The sequence below is a fragment of the Pseudomonas sp. COW5 genome (assembly GCF_026240005.1).
Classification (GTDB): domain Bacteria; phylum Pseudomonadota; class Gammaproteobacteria; order Pseudomonadales; family Pseudomonadaceae; genus Aquipseudomonas; species Aquipseudomonas kribbensis.
Genome location: NZ_JAPHVP010000001.1, coordinates 5,288,852 through 5,305,068 on the forward strand (window position 1 = coordinate 5,288,852; position 16,217 = coordinate 5,305,068).

The 16,217-nt window shown below is 62.1% G+C and carries 12 protein-coding genes and 2 riboswitches; of the genes, 8 read left to right on the forward strand and 4 right to left on the reverse strand.

Features of this window, described 5'->3' with window-relative positions; translation table 11 throughout:
* The 3 genes from OQ248_RS24185 (at window position 1) to nfuA (ending at window position 4,031) form a co-directional block, all read left to right on the forward strand.
* Window positions 1-2,295, forward strand: coding sequence for a fatty acid cis/trans isomerase (locus tag OQ248_RS24185; RefSeq protein ID WP_192551833.1), 2,295 nt, complete (start codon window positions 1-3; stop codon window positions 2,293-2,295).
* A gap of 59 nt (window positions 2,296-2,354) precedes the next feature.
* Window positions 2,355-3,356, forward strand: coding sequence for an acyltransferase (locus OQ248_RS24190; protein WP_265814295.1), 1,002 nt, complete (start codon window positions 2,355-2,357; stop codon window positions 3,354-3,356).
* Between the two features lie 90 nt (window positions 3,357-3,446).
* Window positions 3,447-4,031 (forward strand): Fe-S biogenesis protein NfuA, encoded by a 585-nt coding sequence (gene nfuA, locus OQ248_RS24195; RefSeq protein ID WP_007959519.1) that lies wholly within the window; start codon window positions 3,447-3,449, stop codon window positions 4,029-4,031.
* Between the two features lie 143 nt (window positions 4,032-4,174).
* On the opposite strand, the gene cobM is transcribed toward nfuA, so the two are convergent.
* The 4 genes from cobM to OQ248_RS24215 form a co-directional block, all read right to left on the reverse strand.
* On the reverse strand, window positions 4,175-4,921 hold the full coding sequence (cobM, locus tag OQ248_RS24200; protein WP_265814296.1) for a precorrin-4 C(11)-methyltransferase: 747 nt from the start codon (window positions 4,919-4,921) through the stop codon (window positions 4,175-4,177).
* Between the two features lie 91 nt (window positions 4,922-5,012).
* The gene (locus tag OQ248_RS24205; RefSeq protein WP_085710087.1) at window positions 5,013-5,426 is read right to left on the reverse strand and encodes a cobalamin biosynthesis protein; all 414 of its coding nucleotides are present in this window, start codon (window positions 5,424-5,426) and stop codon (window positions 5,013-5,015) included.
* Window positions 5,423-6,124 (reverse strand): CbtA family protein, encoded by a 702-nt coding sequence (locus OQ248_RS24210; RefSeq protein WP_265814297.1) that lies wholly within the window; start codon window positions 6,122-6,124, stop codon window positions 5,423-5,425. The genes OQ248_RS24205 and OQ248_RS24210 overlap by 4 nt, the downstream gene beginning before the upstream one ends.
* Before the next feature lie 11 nt (window positions 6,125-6,135).
* Window positions 6,136-6,333 carry a CbtB domain-containing protein gene (locus OQ248_RS24215; protein WP_016983301.1) on the reverse strand — a complete coding sequence of 66 codons (198 nt, stop codon included), beginning with the start codon at window positions 6,331-6,333 and terminating at the stop codon, window positions 6,136-6,138.
* Window positions 6,334-6,453: 120 nt separating this feature from the next.
* Window positions 6,454-6,675: riboswitch (cobalamin riboswitch) on the reverse strand.
* An 894-nt stretch (window positions 6,676-7,569) separates the two neighbouring features.
* A riboswitch (cobalamin riboswitch) is annotated at window positions 7,570-7,780 on the forward strand.
* Between the two features lie 98 nt (window positions 7,781-7,878).
* Between OQ248_RS24215 and cobW the strand changes: the two genes are divergently transcribed.
* From cobW to OQ248_RS24240, 5 genes are all read left to right on the forward strand, one after another.
* The gene (gene cobW, locus OQ248_RS24220) at window positions 7,879-8,952 is read left to right on the forward strand and encodes a cobalamin biosynthesis protein CobW (RefSeq protein WP_085710085.1); all 1,074 of its coding nucleotides are present in this window, start codon (window positions 7,879-7,881) and stop codon (window positions 8,950-8,952) included.
* 3 nt (window positions 8,953-8,955) lie between these two features.
* A complete protein-coding gene (cobN, locus tag OQ248_RS24225) occupies window positions 8,956-12,804 on the forward strand; it encodes a cobaltochelatase subunit CobN (RefSeq protein ID WP_265814298.1) in 3,849 nt (1,282 codons plus the stop codon).
* 2 nt (window positions 12,805-12,806) lie between these two features.
* Window positions 12,807-13,820 carry an AAA family ATPase gene (locus OQ248_RS24230; RefSeq protein WP_265814299.1) on the forward strand — a complete coding sequence of 338 codons (1,014 nt, stop codon included), beginning with the start codon at window positions 12,807-12,809 and terminating at the stop codon, window positions 13,818-13,820.
* Between the two features lie 101 nt (window positions 13,821-13,921).
* Window positions 13,922-14,485 carry a VWA domain-containing protein gene (locus OQ248_RS24235; protein ID WP_265814300.1) on the forward strand — a complete coding sequence of 188 codons (564 nt, stop codon included), beginning with the start codon at window positions 13,922-13,924 and terminating at the stop codon, window positions 14,483-14,485.
* Window positions 14,486-14,525: 40 nt separating this feature from the next.
* Window positions 14,526-16,169 carry a phospholipase D-like domain-containing protein gene (locus OQ248_RS24240; RefSeq protein ID WP_265814301.1) on the forward strand — a complete coding sequence of 548 codons (1,644 nt, stop codon included), beginning with the start codon at window positions 14,526-14,528 and terminating at the stop codon, window positions 16,167-16,169.
* Window positions 16,170-16,217: the final 48 nt, after the last annotated feature.

Here is a 16,217-nt window from a genome sequence, read left to right on the forward strand (position 1 = left end):
ATGTCGTACCGCGTCGTCAGCATGGTGTTGCTGTTTTTGAGCTTTGGCGCGGCGGCGCAAAGTCCTGCGATCTCGCCTGCCATTTCTTACACCCGCGACATCCAGCCGATCTTCACCGAGAAGTGCGTGGCCTGCCATGCGTGCTACGACTCTGCCTGCCAATTGAACCTGGGCAGCGGTGAAGGCGCGGCCCGTGGCGCGAGCAAGATGCCGGTCTACGATGGCGAGCGCACCCAGGCAGCGCCGACCACGCGGCTGTTCTACGACGCTTTTGGCAAACGTGCCTGGCAGCAGAAAGACTTCTATTCGGTGCTCGACGCCCAGGGCAGTCAGGCGGCGCTGATGGCGCGCATGCTGGAGCTGGGGCACAAAACGCCGCTGACACCCAACGCCAAACTGCCGGAAGACATCGTCCTCGGCCTGCAACGGGAAAACATGTGTGCGATGCCCGCCGAGTTCGACGGCTATGCCGGCGCTCACCCGAAAGAGGGCATGCCGCTGGCGGTGACCGGCCTGACCGATCAGCAATACCAGACATTGCAGCGCTGGCTGGCGTCCGGCGCGCCGATCGATGAGCAAGGCCTGGCGCCGAGTGCCAAGGAAGCGCTGCAGATCGTGCAGTGGGAAAACCTGCTCAACCAGCCGGGTGCGCGGGAAAGTCTGGTCGGGCGCTGGCTGTTCGAGCACTGGTTCCTGGCGCACATCTACTTCAAGGACGGCGAATCGGGGCATTTCTTCCAGTGGGTGCGTTCGCGCACGCCGACCGGTCAGCCGATCGATCTGATCGCGACCCGCCGTCCCAATGACGACCCGGGCACTCAGGTGTATTACCGCCTGTGGCCGGTGCAGGGCGTGATCGTGCACAAGACTCACATCACCTATCCGCTGAGCGCGGCGAAGATGGCGCGGGTCAAGAGCCTGTTCTACAACGGCAACTGGCAGGTGCATGCGCTGCCGGGCTACGGGCCGCAGAGCCGGGCCAATCCGTTCGCCACCTTCGAGGCGATTCCGGCGCAGGCGCGGTATCAGTTCATGCTCGATAACGCCGAATACTTCGTGCGTACCTTCATTCGCGGCCCGGTGTGCCGTGGGCAGATCGCGACCGACGTGATCCGCGACAACTTCTGGGCGCTGTTCCAGGCGCCGGAACACGACCTGTACATCACCGACCCGAACTATCGCGGCCAGGCCACGCCGTTGCTGGCCATGCCGGGGCAAAACGACGATGTCGGCAGCGTCCTGAGCCTGTGGCACGACTACCGCAACAAGCGCAACAAGTACGAAGCCCTGCGTCGGGACAGCTACGCCGATCAACCGGCGCCGAGCTGGTCGACCCTGTGGGCGGGCAACGACAATGCGCTGCTGAGCATCTTCCGCCACTTCGACAGCGCCTCGGTGACCAAAGGCCTGATCGGTGAAGTGCCGCAGACCATGTGGCTGTTCGACTATCCGTTGCTGGAACGCACCTATTACCAGTTGGCGGTCAATTTCGACGTGTTCGGCAACGTCTCCCATCAGGCGCAGACCCGGCTGTACTTCGACTTGATCCGCAATGGCGCCGAACAGAACTTCCTGCGCCTGATGCCGGCCGATTCCCGCGAGGATTACCTCGACGATTGGTATCAGAGCAGCGGCCAGTTCAAGATGTGGCTGGATTACGAGTCCATCGATGACGACAAGCCGACCGCGCTGAAACTCGACGAAAAGGACCCGAAACACGACTTCGCCATGCAGTTGCTCGCTCGCTACGGCGACCTCAACGCGCGGCCCGATCCGATCAACCGCTGCGTGGACGCCTATTGCTCGCGGCCGAACATCGACCCGGCGCTGCAAAACGCCGAACAGGCCCTGAGCCGCCTGACCGCGCGTCCTGCAGCCGGTCTGAAGGTGATCGACCAATTGCCGGAAGCGACCATGCTGCGCATCGAAACCCGCAGCGGCAAACGTGAGGTCTACAGCCTGCTGCGCAACCGCGCCCACAGCAACGTGGCGTTCCTGCTCGGCGAATCGCTGCGCTACCAGCCGGGGCTCGACACCCTGACCATTTATCCGGGCGTGCTCAGCAGTTATCCGAACTTCATGTTCAACATCCCGGCGGATCAGGTGCCGGCGTTTGTCGATGCCATGGAAAGCGCCAAGGATGCGCCGCAGTTCGAGAAGATCGTCGAACGCTGGGGCATCCGCCGAAGTCATCCGCAGTTCTGGTTCTATTTCCATGACCTGAGCCAGTACATCCACGAAACCGACCCGGTGGAAGAGGGCGTGCTGGACATGAACCGGTACGAGAATCTTTGATCGTTTGAACGATGGCCGCTGTCCCAATCCTGTGGAGTACGGGATCGGGAGCGCCATCGATGTTGATTTCAGTGCAGGCCCTGCGAGCGCTCGCCGCGTGGACGGTGGTCTGCCATCACTTCATGCAGATTTTCTTCGACTTCGAGGCGCGCGGGCCCATAGGGCAGCTGTTCATCGACAAAGGTGCGGTGGGCGTCGATATCTTTTTCGTGATCAGTGGACTGGTGATTTTCCTCTCCACTGAAGGCAAGGCGCTGCCGCCGGCGCGGTTTCTGCTGTATCGACTATTCCGTATTGTCCCGGCGTATTGGCTCTACACCGTGCTGATGGCGTTGCTGGTGGTGTTTGCCCGGCCGCTGCTGCCGGATCAGACGGTGGACTGGCGTCATTTGGTGCTGTCGTTGCTGTTCATCCCGACCGAAAACCCCGGTGGCTACGGGATCTATCCGACCCTGAATGTCGGCTGGACGCTGAATTACGAAATGCTGTTCTACGTGTTGTTCGCCTGGGCGCTGCTGTTTCGGCTGCAAGTGCGCTTGCTGGTGGTCGCGGCGCTGTTGTTTGCGGTGTGTCAGGCCTGGACCGGGTTTGGCTGGGTCAGCGAGTTTTATCGCTCGGACATCGTTTATGAGTTCCTGTTGGGGATCGGCATCGGCATGCTCTATCGTCGCGGCTGGATCGGGCCAGCGCTCTGGCTGCCGTTGCTGGGGATCGGTGCGGCGCTGCTGGCGATCTATCACCTGCCGCCGCAACCCCGATTGCTGAACTGGGGCGTGCCCGGCGCGGTGCTGGTCATGGGATGCATGGCGCTGGAGCGTTATGTCGAACGCAACAGGCTGCTCAAGTTGCTGGGCGATTGTTCGTACTCGGTGTATTTGATGCACGTGCTGGTGCTGTCAGCAGGCGATTATCTGGCCCGGCGCTTTGGGATCAATCCGTATTTGATGTTTTTTGTCTGTGCCTTGGCCATCGGTCTCGGTTCGTGGCTGAGTTACGAATGGATAGAAAAACGCAGCTATCAGTGGCTTAAAGCACGGATTGACGGCGAACCTGGCGCTTAGCCGATTTGCGAACTATTCCTACGTAAATACTAGGACTTTGTGCCGCGCGCCGATTGGCGTAAACTCCGCCCAAGCCTGCGAGGAGTTTCCATGACCGCTATTACCATTACCGACGCCGCCCATGATTACCTGGCCGATCTGCTGTCCAAGCAGAACACCCCGGGCATCGGCATCCGCGTCTTCATCACCCAGCCTGGCACCCAGTACGCCGAAACCTGCATTGCCTACTGCAAGCCGGGCGAAGAGAAACCTGAAGATACCGCGCTGGGGCTGAAAAGCTTCACTGCCTATATCGACTCGTTCAGCGAAGCGTTTCTCGACGATGCTGTCGTCGACTACGCCACCGACCGCATGGGCGGCCAGCTGACCATCAAGGCACCAAACGCCAAGGTTCCGATGGTCAACGCCGACAGCCCGATCAACGAGCGCATCAACTATTACCTGCAAACCGAAATCAACCCGGGGCTGGCCAGCCACGGCGGTCAGGTCAGCCTGATCGATGTGGTTGAAGACGGCATCGCCGTGTTGCAGTTCGGCGGCGGCTGCCAGGGCTGCGGCCAGGCGGACGTGACCCTGAAGGAAGGTATCGAGCGCACCTTGCTCGAGCGCATTCCCGAGCTCAAGGGCGTTCGCGACGTGACCGACCACACGCAGAAAGAAAACGCCTACTACTAAGGCGTTCGCTGCGGCATGAAAAACGGCGCCCCGTGAGCGCCGTTTTTTTATGCGTGAGATTCAATGACGCCTTCGCGGGCAAGCCCGCTCCCACACTGGATCGCATTCCAAATGTGGGAGCGGGCTTGCTCGCGAAACGGCCGTCATGGGCGGTAAATATGCGCATGCCCCGCGCGATACAGCGACGATTCACTGAAATGATCGCTGCCCAACACCCGCCCGACCAGAATCAACGCTGTACGCCGAAACCCCTTGGCGATCACCTTCGCGGCAATATCCTCCAGCGTCCCCGTCACCCAGTCCTGATCCGGCCACGTCGCCCGGTGGATCACCGCAATCGGGCAATCCGCGCCGTAATGCGGCAGCAGCTCGGCGAGGATCTTCTCCAGATGATTGACCCCCAGATGAATCGCCATGGTCGCCCCGTGCTGCGCCAGGTCGCCCAGTTCCTCTCCTGCGGGCATCGCAGTCTTGTCCGCGTAACGGGTCAGGATCACGCTCTGCGAGATGTCCGGCAGCGTGAGTTCGGCACCCAATAACGCCGCGCAGGCAGCGGTGGCGGTGACACCGGGGATGATTTCGAACGGGATTTGCAGCTCGCGCAGATAACGAATCTGCTCGCCGATGGCGCCATACAGGCTCGGATCGCCCGAATGCACCCGCGCCACATCCTGGCCCTTGGCGTGGGCGGTCTTGATCAGGTCGATGATCTGTTCCAGATGCAATTCGGCGCTATTGACCACGGTTTCTGCCGAATGACCTTCCAGTACCGCCGCCGGCACCAGCGAACCTGCATAAATGATCACCGGGCAGCTGCGGATCAGTCGCTGGCCTTTGACAGTGATCAATTCCGGGTCGCCGGGGCCGGCGCCGATGAAGTAAACGGTCATCGTTGGATCCTGTGAGAGTAGGGCGGATCGAGGCTTCAAGAGCACTTCAGATGAACAATGCTCATGATCGAAAGCGGGGATTATCGGGAATTTACGCTGCGCCGGCCAATGCCAGGGTTGCCTGGGCGTACTTTTGCCGGGAAATCAGCAGTTTTGCCGGGGCCTGAATCAACTGTTCGGCAAGCGCCAGTGCAGCGCTTTCCGCCACGCCGTAGCAACCGGTGCGTTCGAAAGCGATCTGCGAATGATGACTCAGTCGTTGCTGATAACTGGCAAGTTCTTCGCTGCTGAAGTACAGCAAGGGCAGCGCCAGTTGTGCCGCCAGTTCCTGCAGGCCGGGTTCGTCGCGTTTCAGGTCGATGCTGGCCAAAGCCTTGACCGCTTCGAGTTCGATACGGTGGGCTTGCAAGGCCTGGTCGAGCAAGGCGCGCAGCGTACTGGCCGGGCAGCCGCGCTGGCAGCCCAGGCCGACCACGAAGGTCGGCGCTGCGCTGTCATCGGTCATGCGTGGTATTGACCATCGCTTTTGCGGCGGAACAACCAGGCGCTGATCAGGCCCAGGGCCAGCCAGAACGCCACGTTGGTCAGCTGCGAAGCGATTTTGAACTGAGCTTCCAGCGCTTCCGGGGCGAGCATCGAGTGCACTTCCGGTTGCGGTGCGCCGATTACATGCGGCACAGCGAGGATCGCCACGCCGAGGATCTTCAGCAGCCAGTTGCCGCCAAACGCGATCAGCGCCAGGCCGACAGCGGTCGATGCGGCAGTGCCGATCCACCACATCTGGCGCGATGCCAGGTCTGCGGCAGCGGTGCCCGGCAGTTCAGGTGGCAGGCCCAGTGTTGGAGCGAGTACGAACGTCGCGTAACCCGCCAGTCCCCAGAGCAGGCCTTGCGAAGTCTTGGTCGGCGCACGCAGGGTATACAGGCCCGCCAGCATCAGGGCGAAACCCACGGCTACCACCAGGTTGCCGCCCGTGGTGGAGACCACGCGCTGCCAGCCGTTTTCCGGTTCCCAGGCTTCGGCATCATGGGTGTGGGCGGCGGTGCCGGCGGCGTGCTCGTGAACTTCGGCCACCGGTTCGGATTTCTCGTAGGTTTCAGCCTGAAGAATCAGCGGTGAAACCCAGAAGCTTTGCAGCAAGGTCAACAACAGGGCGGCCAGAAGGCCGGTGAAACCTGCGGTCTGCGCAATACGCTTGATCATGTCGTCAGGTCTCAGTGGCACGGGAACGCGGCGCTGTGGCGGGTATCGTGCGCGGCGTTGTGCACCGCTTCGATGTGCGAGAAACCGGCGAAGTAGACCAGGCTGGCACCCAGGATCGACGCGAAGATCGCAGCGGTCAGGCGTTGGCTCAGGGTGGTGGTGCTGGAGATTTTGTCCGTGTTGCTGCCGGTGCTGCTGATGATCGACATGGCGCTTCCCTCTGGAGTGTCAGCGGGTGAATGGAGCGCATGAAAACCCCTGCGAGCGGGCACGCAGAGGTTCGAACAGCGCCCGCCCACCGCGGGTTTGTTATGTTCAGTGACGCAGGATGCGCACTGTGTGTTGCGGGCCGGTCTCCGGGCTCACGAGGGGTTGGCGTCAGGCCGACCTGCAAGCGTCACCTTCCCATGCCCGTGGGCACAGTGGATCTGACGCTCTCTCGCTTACCGTTGCGGGGGCAGCACCGGACTGACATGGCTTTAGAGTAAAGCACATGATTCACCGGTTTCCCGTTTCACCCTTTGCAGGGCACCCGTAACAAGTTGTGTAGGAGACCATGGGCTGGGGTTTTTAGTCAATTGAATGGGGTGAGGTGTGTTTGGATAGGGGGGGCATATCCGTTGCTTCGGGTGCTGCCGCTGGCGGTTTCGCTCTTACAGCGAGTCACTTTTGGCAAACGCCCCAAAAGTAACCAAAAGGTCTGTGCCCTGACGTTCGGCACCTCGCTTTGGCTCGGTGTTCCTTCGTTCCGGGATTGATCCGGGGGCATCGCCTACGGTTTGCTTCGCTGCACCTCCTCTCGATGTATGCGGCTTCGCCGCACAGCGCTGCGCGCCTACCCCCTGATGGACACCTCCGCTCGGCCTGCCGAAGGGGCTGGAGAGCAAAAGCAAGATCAAGAGCCCCTCACCCTAGCCCTCTCCCGGAGGGAGAGGGGACTGACCGAGTTGTTTGGGAGAGATACGCCGACGTGCGATACCGCGTTGAACTCAGGTTTTGAAAAGAACACCAATCGGCTCCATCTCCCTCTGGGAGAGGGTTGGGGTGGGTAAACCCACCACAAAACCAAAGCCGAACACGCCCCGCTCCTCCCCACTCAACACGATGAGCGTTAGCTCGAGTACCGCTTTTGATCGCGAGGCCCGTCGGCAGGCTGAGTGGAGGGATTGATCCGGGGTGGGAGCGCAGCGACCGTTTGGCGAAGCCAAACACATCGAGAGGAGGTGCAGCGAAGCAAACCGTAGGCGATGCCCCCTGATGGACACCGTAGCGAGGGAACACTGAGCCTCAGCGAAGTGCCGTACGCCGGGGGAAGCCTTTTTGGTTACTTTTTCGGCGTTTGGAAAAAGTGACCCGCCGTAAGGGCGGAGCCCTAAGTGGCCATAACCGCAGCAACGGATATGCCCACAAAACCAACCTCCCATTGACCCATCACGAACCCATGCGTAGCCTTGCGCTTTCGAGGTTCTTCGGCCCACGCCGAAGCTAAGAAGGGAACGCGGTCCAAGCCGCGGCTGCCCCCGCAACTGTGAACGGTGCTGTTCGCTGCCACGCCACTGCCAGCTCAATCCAGAGCCAGCGGGAAGGCGCAACGAATACCGGGCCAAGGCCCGAACACCGTCAGCCAGGAGACCTGCCTCGTCACAGATTCTCACTTTCAACCGGGCGGGGTGATCCGGTGGCGAACTCTCCAGGCACGCACCCGCGTTGCCGGTCTCGTCCCGTATGCCCGCCACCTTGCCAAAGGGCATCCGATGAAAACACTGGCCAAACTCCCCGTCACTATCGTCACCGGCTTCCTCGGCTCGGGCAAAACCACCTTGCTGCGGCACATGCTCGACAACGCTCAGGGCCGCCGCATCGCAGTGATCGTCAACGAGTTTGGCGAGCTGGGCATCGACGGTGAAATCCTCAAGCAGTGCACCATCGGCTGCACCGAAGAAGAAGCCACCGGTCGCGTCTACGAACTGGCCAACGGCTGCCTGTGCTGCACCGTTCAGGAAGAGTTCTTCCCGGTGATGCGCGAACTGGTGGCCCGTCGCGGCGACCTCGACCACATCCTGATCGAAACCTCGGGCCTGGCCCTGCCGAAACCACTGGTGCAAGCCTTCCAGTGGCCGGAAATCCGCAGCGCCTGCACCGTGGACGCGGTGATCACCGTGGTCGACAGCCCGGCCGTGGCCGCCGGCACTTTCGCCGCGTTCCCGGATCAGGTCGATGCCCAGCGTAAACTCGACCCGAACCTGGACCACGAATCGCCGCTGCACGAACTGTTCGCCGACCAACTGGCCAGCGCCGACCTGGTGATCCTCAACAAGGCCGACCAGACCAGCCCTGAAGACCTCGCTCGCGTACGCCTGGAAGTCGCCGAAGAGCTGCCACCAGCGGTGAAAATCATCGAAGCCAGCAACGGTCGCCTGCCGCTGGACGTGTTGATCGGCCTCGGTGCCGGTTCCGAAGAACACATCGACAGCCGCCACAGCCATCATGATCACCACCACGGTGAAGGCGATGACGATCACGATGACCACGATCACGACGCTTTCGACTCGATCTCCATCGAACTGCCGCAAGCCGACGAAAGCCTGCTGCTCGATGCGCTGACGCAACTGGTGGTCCAGCACGGCATCCTGCGGGTCAAAGGCTTCGCGGCGATCCCGAACAAGCCGATGCGTCTGCTGATTCAAGGCGTGGGCACGCGTTTCGACAAGCACTTCGACCGTCAGTGGGGCGCGGATGAAGCGCGTATCACCCGTCTGGTATTGATCGGTCAGGAGCTGGACGCTGCCCAGCTCGAAGCGCAACTGCGCGCCGCGCTCAGCGTTTAAGCCATGCACCTGCTCAGGACCCAGCCCGGCGGTTTCGTGTCGGATGACAACATTGCCGACCTTGGACAAACCCCCGCCGAGCTGGTGATTCTGTGCAGCGGCGACTCCAGCCTGGCGCTGCTCGCCGAAGCAGCGCAGCAACTGCCCGACGATTACCCGAGCGTGCGCCTGGCCAACCCGATGCAGGTGCAGAACCATGCGTCGGTCGACCTGTACGTCGACGAAGTGCTGCGTTACGCCAAGGTCATTCTGATTTCGCTGCACGGCGGCATCGCTTATTGGCGTTATGGCGTCGAGCGGCTGGTCGAGTTGTCCGAGCGTGGCGTGCAGGTGATTCTGGTGCCGGGCGATGATCGTCCCGACCCGGAGCTCAGCGACTTGAGTACCGTAGGCGCCGAGGATCGCGACCGGCTCTGGCAGTTCCTGCGTCAGGGTGGCATGGGCAATGCGCTGGATTTCTTCCGCTGTCTGGCCAACCGCTGGCTGGCGCGGGACTACGTGTGGGGCGAGCCGCAAACGCTGCCGCGCACGGCGATTTACCACCCGAACAAGAACACCGCTGCACTGAGCGACTGGCAAGCCGATTGGCTGCCCGGTCAACCGGTGGCGGCGGTGTTGTTTTATCGCTCGCATTTGCAAGCGGCGAATACGGCGTTTATCGACGTGTTCTGTCAACGGTTGCAGGCTGCCGGACTCAATCCGCTGCCGATGGCCGTGGCCAGTCTGAAAGAGCCCGGCTGCCTGTCGGTGGTCGAGGACTGGCTGGATGAGGTCGAAGCCTCGGTGATCCTGAACACCACCGGTTTTGCTCAATCCAGCCCGGAAGCGCCGCATCTGCGGCCGTTCCGTCGCAACATTCCGGTGATCCAGGCGATCTGCGCCCAGGACAACGAGCCCGGCTGGCGCGACAGCGAGCAGGGCCTCGGCCCTCGGGATCTGGCGATGCACATTGCCTTGCCGGAACTCGACGGCCGGATCATCAGTCGGCCGATCAGCTTCAAGGACCTGGCCTGGCGCAGCGAGCGCAGTCAGTCCGATGTGGTCTGCTATCGGGCGCAGCCGGAGCGTATGGATTTTGTGGCCGAACTGGCGCGGCGCTGGGTCGATCTGGCGCGGGTGCCGAACGCTGAAAAACGTATCGCGCTGATCCTTGCCAACTACCCGACCCGGGACGGACGCATCGGCAATGGCGTCGGCCTCGACACGCCAGCCGCCGCGCTGAATATCCTGCGGGCGTTGCAGACCGAGGGTTATCCGCTGCCGGCCGAACTGCCTGATAGCGGCACCGAACTGATCCGCCAATTGCTCGGCGGCGTCAGCAACGACCTCGACACCCTCGATCAGCGTCCGTGCCAGCAAAGCCTGGCGATGGACGATTACCTGACGATGTTCAACGCGCTGCCTGAAGCCAATCGCACGGCGGTGCTGGAGCGTTGGGGTTCGCCGCACAACGATCCGATGTGCCGTGGCGGGCGCATGATGATCGCCGGCCTGCGGTTTGGCCTGACCTTCGTCGGCATTCAGCCGGCGCGGGGTTATCAGGTCGATCCAAGCGCGGTGTATCACGACCCGGATCTGGTGCCGCCGCACGCTTACCTCGCGTTCTATTTCTGGCTGCGCCAGACCTACGGCGCCCACGGTGTGATCCACGTCGGCAAGCACGGCAACCTCGAATGGCTGCCGGGCAAAGGCGTGGGCCTGTCGGAGAATTGCTGGCCGGATGCATTGCTCGGGCCGCTGCCGAACGTCTATCCGTTTATCGTCAACGACCCGGGCGAGGGCGCCCAGGCCAAGCGTCGCACCCAGGCGGTGATCATCGACCACTTGATGCCGCCGCTGACCCGTGCCGAAACCTACGGCCCATTGCGCAATCTCGAACTGCTCGCCGACGAGTATTACGAAGCGCAATTGCTCGACCCGCGTCGCGCCCGTGAATTGCAGCGCGACATTCTGCAACTGGTGCGGGATACGCAGATCGATCGCGAACTGCAACTCGACGAAGCCCTCGACAGCGATGCCGATGCGGCAATCTGGTTGCCGCGGCTGGATACTTACTTGTGCGATCTGAAGGAATCGCAGATCCGCGATGGCCTGCACATCTTCGGTGAGTCGCCGAGCGGACGGCTACGTATCGACACTCTGCTGGCGCTGCTGCGGATTCCTCGTGGCGATGGCAAGGGTGCGCAATCGAGTCTGTTGCGGGCGCTGGCCAAGGCGTTTCAGTTGGGGTTCGATCCACTGGATTGTGCGCTTGCTGATCCTTGGATCGGCCCGTGCCCATCGGAACTGCTTTCGGTCAGCGACGAGGTCTGGCGCACGGCGGGGGATACCCGTGAACGTCTGGAACTGTTCGCGGCTCAATCGATCTCGCAAGCCGTGAGCGATTCCTGTGGGAGCGAGCTTGCTCGCGAATGCGGTATGTCAGTGTCCAAAATATCGACTGACACGACGCCTTCGCGAGCAAGCCCGCTCCCACAGGGTCCTCACTGGTCTGAGGTGAGTGCCATTCTTGCTCATCTGCGCGAAGTGATCGCCCCGCGCCTCGACGCCTGCGGCCCGGCCGAAATGCGCGGCCTGCTCGACGCCCTGAGCGGTCGTTTTGTCCCGGCCGGCCCGAGCGGGGCACCGAGTCGCGGTCGCCTCGACGTGTTGCCTACCGGGCGCAATTTCTATTCGGTCGATGTGCGCAACCTGCCGACCACCACGGCCTGGCGGATTGGCTTCCAGTCGGCCACGTTGATTCTGGAGCGACACCTGCAGGACCACGGCGATCACCTGCGCCAGCTCGGTCTGTCGGTCTGGGGCACCGCGACCATGCGCACTGGCGGTGACGACATCGCTCAAGCCATGGCGTTGATGGGTGTGCGTCCGGTTTGGGCGACGGGCAGTCAGCGCGTCGATGATTTCGAGATTCTGCCGCTGAGCCTGCTCGACCGGCCTCGGGTTGATGTCACGTTGAGGGTCTCCGGTTTTTTCCGCGATGCATTCGCCAACCTGATTCGCCTGTTCGACGCCGCCGTGCAAGCCGTGGCGGAACTGGACGAGCCGGACGATCTCAACCCGCTGGCCGCCAAAGTACGTGCCGAACGTGAGGCGCTGCGGCAATCGGGGCTGGATGAAGAAGCGGCGCGGCGTCAGGCCGGCTGGCGGATCTTCGGTGCCAAACCCGGCGCTTATGGCGCGGGCGTGCAGGGCGCCATCGACGGTCGCCTGTGGCAAAGCCGCGAGGATCTGGCCGAGGTCTACCTGAACTGGGGCGCCTACGCTTACGGTGGTTCCGACGAAGGCACCGCCGCCCGCGAGCAATTCGTCCAGCGCCTGAGCCAGGTACAGGCCGTGCTGCAAAACCAGGACAACCGCGAGCATGATTTGCTCGATTCCAATGATTACTACCAATTCCAGGGTGGCATGCTCGCCGCCGTGGAAAGCCTGCGTGGCGAAGCGGCGGCCAGTTATCACGGCGATCACAGCCAGCCGGATTTGCCGAAGATCCGCACCCTGAAGGAAGAGCTGAACCGGGTGATTCGTTCCCGGGCGGCGAATCCGAAATGGATCGACGGCGTCAAACGCCACGGCTATAAAGGCGCGTTCGAACTGGCGGCGACCATCGACAACCTGTTTGCCTTCGACGCCACCACCCAACTGATCGACGATCACCAGTACGCGTTGCTGGCCGACGCCTATCTGCTGGACCCGGCGACCCGCGAGTTCGTGCACGAGCATAATCCCCACGCCTTGCGCGACATGACCGAGCGCATGCTCGAAGCGCAGCAGCGCGGGATGTGGCAGGAACCGGGTGCTTACAAAGAAACACTCGAGAACCTGCTGCTGGATATAGAAGAAGAGAGCTGAACATGACCGATACCCCACATTTCCCGCTCTCTGCGGTGGTCGGCGCCGATGATCTGAAACTGGCGCTGTATCTGACCGCTATCGACCCGAAGATCGGCGGCGTGCTGATCGAAGGCCCGCGTGGCATGGCCAAGTCAACGCTGGCCCGAGGGCTTGCGGATCTGCTGGCAAGCGGTCAGTTCGTCACGTTGCCGTTGGGCGCGACTGAAGAGCGGTTGGTAGGGACACTGGATCTGGATGCGGCATTGAGCGACGGCCGCGCACAATTTTCTCCCGGTGTACTGGCCAAGGCTGACGGCGGCGTGCTGTATGTCGATGAAGTGAATCTGCTGCCGGATCATCTGGTGGACTTGCTGCTCGATGTGGCCGCCAGCGGCACCAACCTGATCGAGCGCGACGGCATTTCCCATCGGCATTCGGCGAAGTTCGTGCTGATCGGCACGATGAACCCGGAAGAGGGCGAGTTGCGTCCGCAATTGCTCGATCGCTTTGGCCTGAACGTCGCCTTGAGCGGTCACACGGCGCCGGTCGAGCGCGGGCAGATCATTCGCCGTCGACTGGATTTCGACAGTGATCCGCAGACCTTCTGCGGACAGTGGGAAACCGAGCAGCAAGCCCTGCGTGAGCGTTGTGAAAACGCCCGCAATGCCTTGGCGAATATTCCTCTCGACGATGAAGCGTTGGCACAGATTACCGAGCGTTGCTTTGCTGCCGGTGTCGATGGCCTGCGTGCCGATCTGGTCTGGCTGCGTGCTGCGCGGGCTCATGCGGCTTGGCGTGGTGCCGAAACCATTGCCGAGCAGGACATCGATGCCGTGGCTGAATTTGCACTGCGTCATCGTCGACGCGAACAGTCCTCATCCCATGCGCAGTCTCCAGCGCAATCGCCATCCGGCTCTCAGACCGAGCCGAGTGAAGGGCAGGGGCAATGGGGTGAAATGCCGGCGCCGGCCCTCGCCACCGGCGCGCGCCGCGAAGTGCCGGTCTGGCCGCCACACCTACAAAAAAAGCCCTAGGCATTCGCCCCCGATCCGACGCGGGGGCGAATGCCAGACCCCGCGCCGGACGCCTGGACAATGGCCGACAAGGCAAACGCCATGCGGCTCGCAGCGGTTCGGTGAACTGGCCGGGCACCTTGCTCAATGGCCGCCCGAAAGTACGCGCGGACCTGCTGTTTCAACTGCGTACCCGCACCCCCCATGAACTGTGGCTGGTGATTGTCGACGCTTCGGCCTCGACCCGTCGTCATCAAGCGTTGAGCGATGCCAAGGGCGTACTCGCGCAATTGTTCGACAACGCTTACCGGCAACGGGCGCGGCTCGCCTTGCTGACCGCCAGTGGCTCAGCGCCGAAATGGCAGGTGCAGGGATTGAAAGCTTCCAGCGGATTGCGAGCCTGGCTCGATGAGTTGGGCGCGGGAGGCGGCACGCCATTGCTGGCGGCGTTGAACGAGGCCGAACACTGGCTGACGGTGCGTCGCAAACGATTCCCCGCCGAACAACAGCGCCTGCTGGTGCTCACCGATGGTCGTTTGAAAGAATGCTCGGGATTGCCGGTGCTGGCCTGTCCGGGCCTGTTGATCGATATCGAACGCGGGCCGATCCGGTTGGGCCGGGCCAGACAGTTGGCGACCGCACTGGACGCGGATTACCGGCATATCGACGACCTGCTGTCTGTCTGAGGACTATGCTGCATCCAGCCCACATCACAAGGAGTGAATCATGCGCGTACTGGTTGCCAATCCTCAGGACGATTTTCGCGTAAAGGCATACGCCGGCACCAACGGCGTGCTGCTGGCGATGGACCTCGCCGAACCCCGTCGCAAAGGCCTGCTGGGGTTTGCCATCGAGAAACAGCAGGGCGAAAAGCCGTGGCAGTTCTTGTTCAACAGCCTGACCTTTCCCGGCAAGGCTCACACCTTCCCGCAGTTTCACGCCACGCCGAGCGATATCGCGCCCCTGCAGAAATTTCGCTGGGCCGATTACGCCGTCTATCCCGGGACGACCATGCATTACCGCGTGCACCTGGTCTATGGCACGGCCGATGCGCCGGCGCTGGGGGAGTCGCTGGAATTGAGCATTACTTCAGACGATGGTCAGCCGGCCAATCAAAGCGTGATCTTCAACCGCGCCGTGGCCGCCAGTCAGGCGTTCCAGCGCAAGTTTCCGGATCTCGACGCGCAGATCAGCGCCAACAAGAACATGCCCATCGAAGCCTGGCCCGACGCTGCACGGCAATGGCTGGAGAACGGCCTGCTCGGACGCCTGCAGGGGTTCATCGAATGTGCGCCCGATGGCGAATGGGCGCTGGACATCGCGATCTACGAGTATCAGTTGCAAGCCATCGTCGACACGGTGAACGCGGCCTTCGATCGCGGCGTGCAGGTACGGGTGCTGTATCACGCCAAACCCGGTGACGAAGACACCACGATGAACGAGGCCAGCCTCGCCAGGTTGCCGGAAGCCAACAAGCTCGGGCGTGTGACCCACGATATTTTCCATGACAAGTTCATCGTCCTCAGCCGTATCGCTGGCGGTGAGCGGCAGCCCCAGGCCGTGCTGTGCGGCAGTACCAATTTCACCGCCAACGGTGTGTATCGTCAGGCCAACGTCGTGCACGTTCTGGACGACACCGCCGTCGCAGCCAGCTATCTGCAGACGTTCGAGCAGGTCTGGGCGACGCCGGCGGATGTCGGCGCCACCCGCGACTGGATCACCCAGCACAACCCGATGAACCCGACGCAACCGCTGTTTGCCGGGTTCTCGCCGCGCAGTGGTGGTGCCGATCTGCGCGAGTTCGTCGACATCATCAATGCGGCGAAGAAGGACGTGCTGTTCGTCACCGCGTTCACCTTGCCTGATGCGATTCTCAACGCGTTGCTCGGTCAGCCCCACGACGACATCCTGCGTTACGGCCTGCAAAACACCGCCAGTCGCATCACCGGATTCCATGCCGATCGCACGGCCGAATTCGCTGCCACTGCGCTGCTCAACACCGGGTTGGAAGGCTGGCTGAAAGAGAACATGAAAGGCCAGAAGGGCAACCTGCTGGTGCACACCAAAGCCATCGTCACCGACTTCACCAGTGACAGCCCGACGATTATCAGCGGCAGCCATAACCTCAGCGCCGCGGCCAGCAACGGCAACGACGAGAACTTCCTGATCATCCGCGGCGACACCGAACTGGCGGACCGTTATGGCCTGGAACTGTTGCGGTTCTACGAGCATTACCGCTTCCGCTATTTCGCGAAAAAACTGGCGCTGAAGCAGGTGCAGCCGCTGGCGGCGGATGACAGCTGGACCAACGACTATTACGTCGAAGGGGATTTGCGCCAGCTGTCTCGTCTGCGGTTTGCCGGGCGATAGAGAGCTCGAGCGGGACTTATACATTTCTAGAAGGTGTTTTCAGCTAGC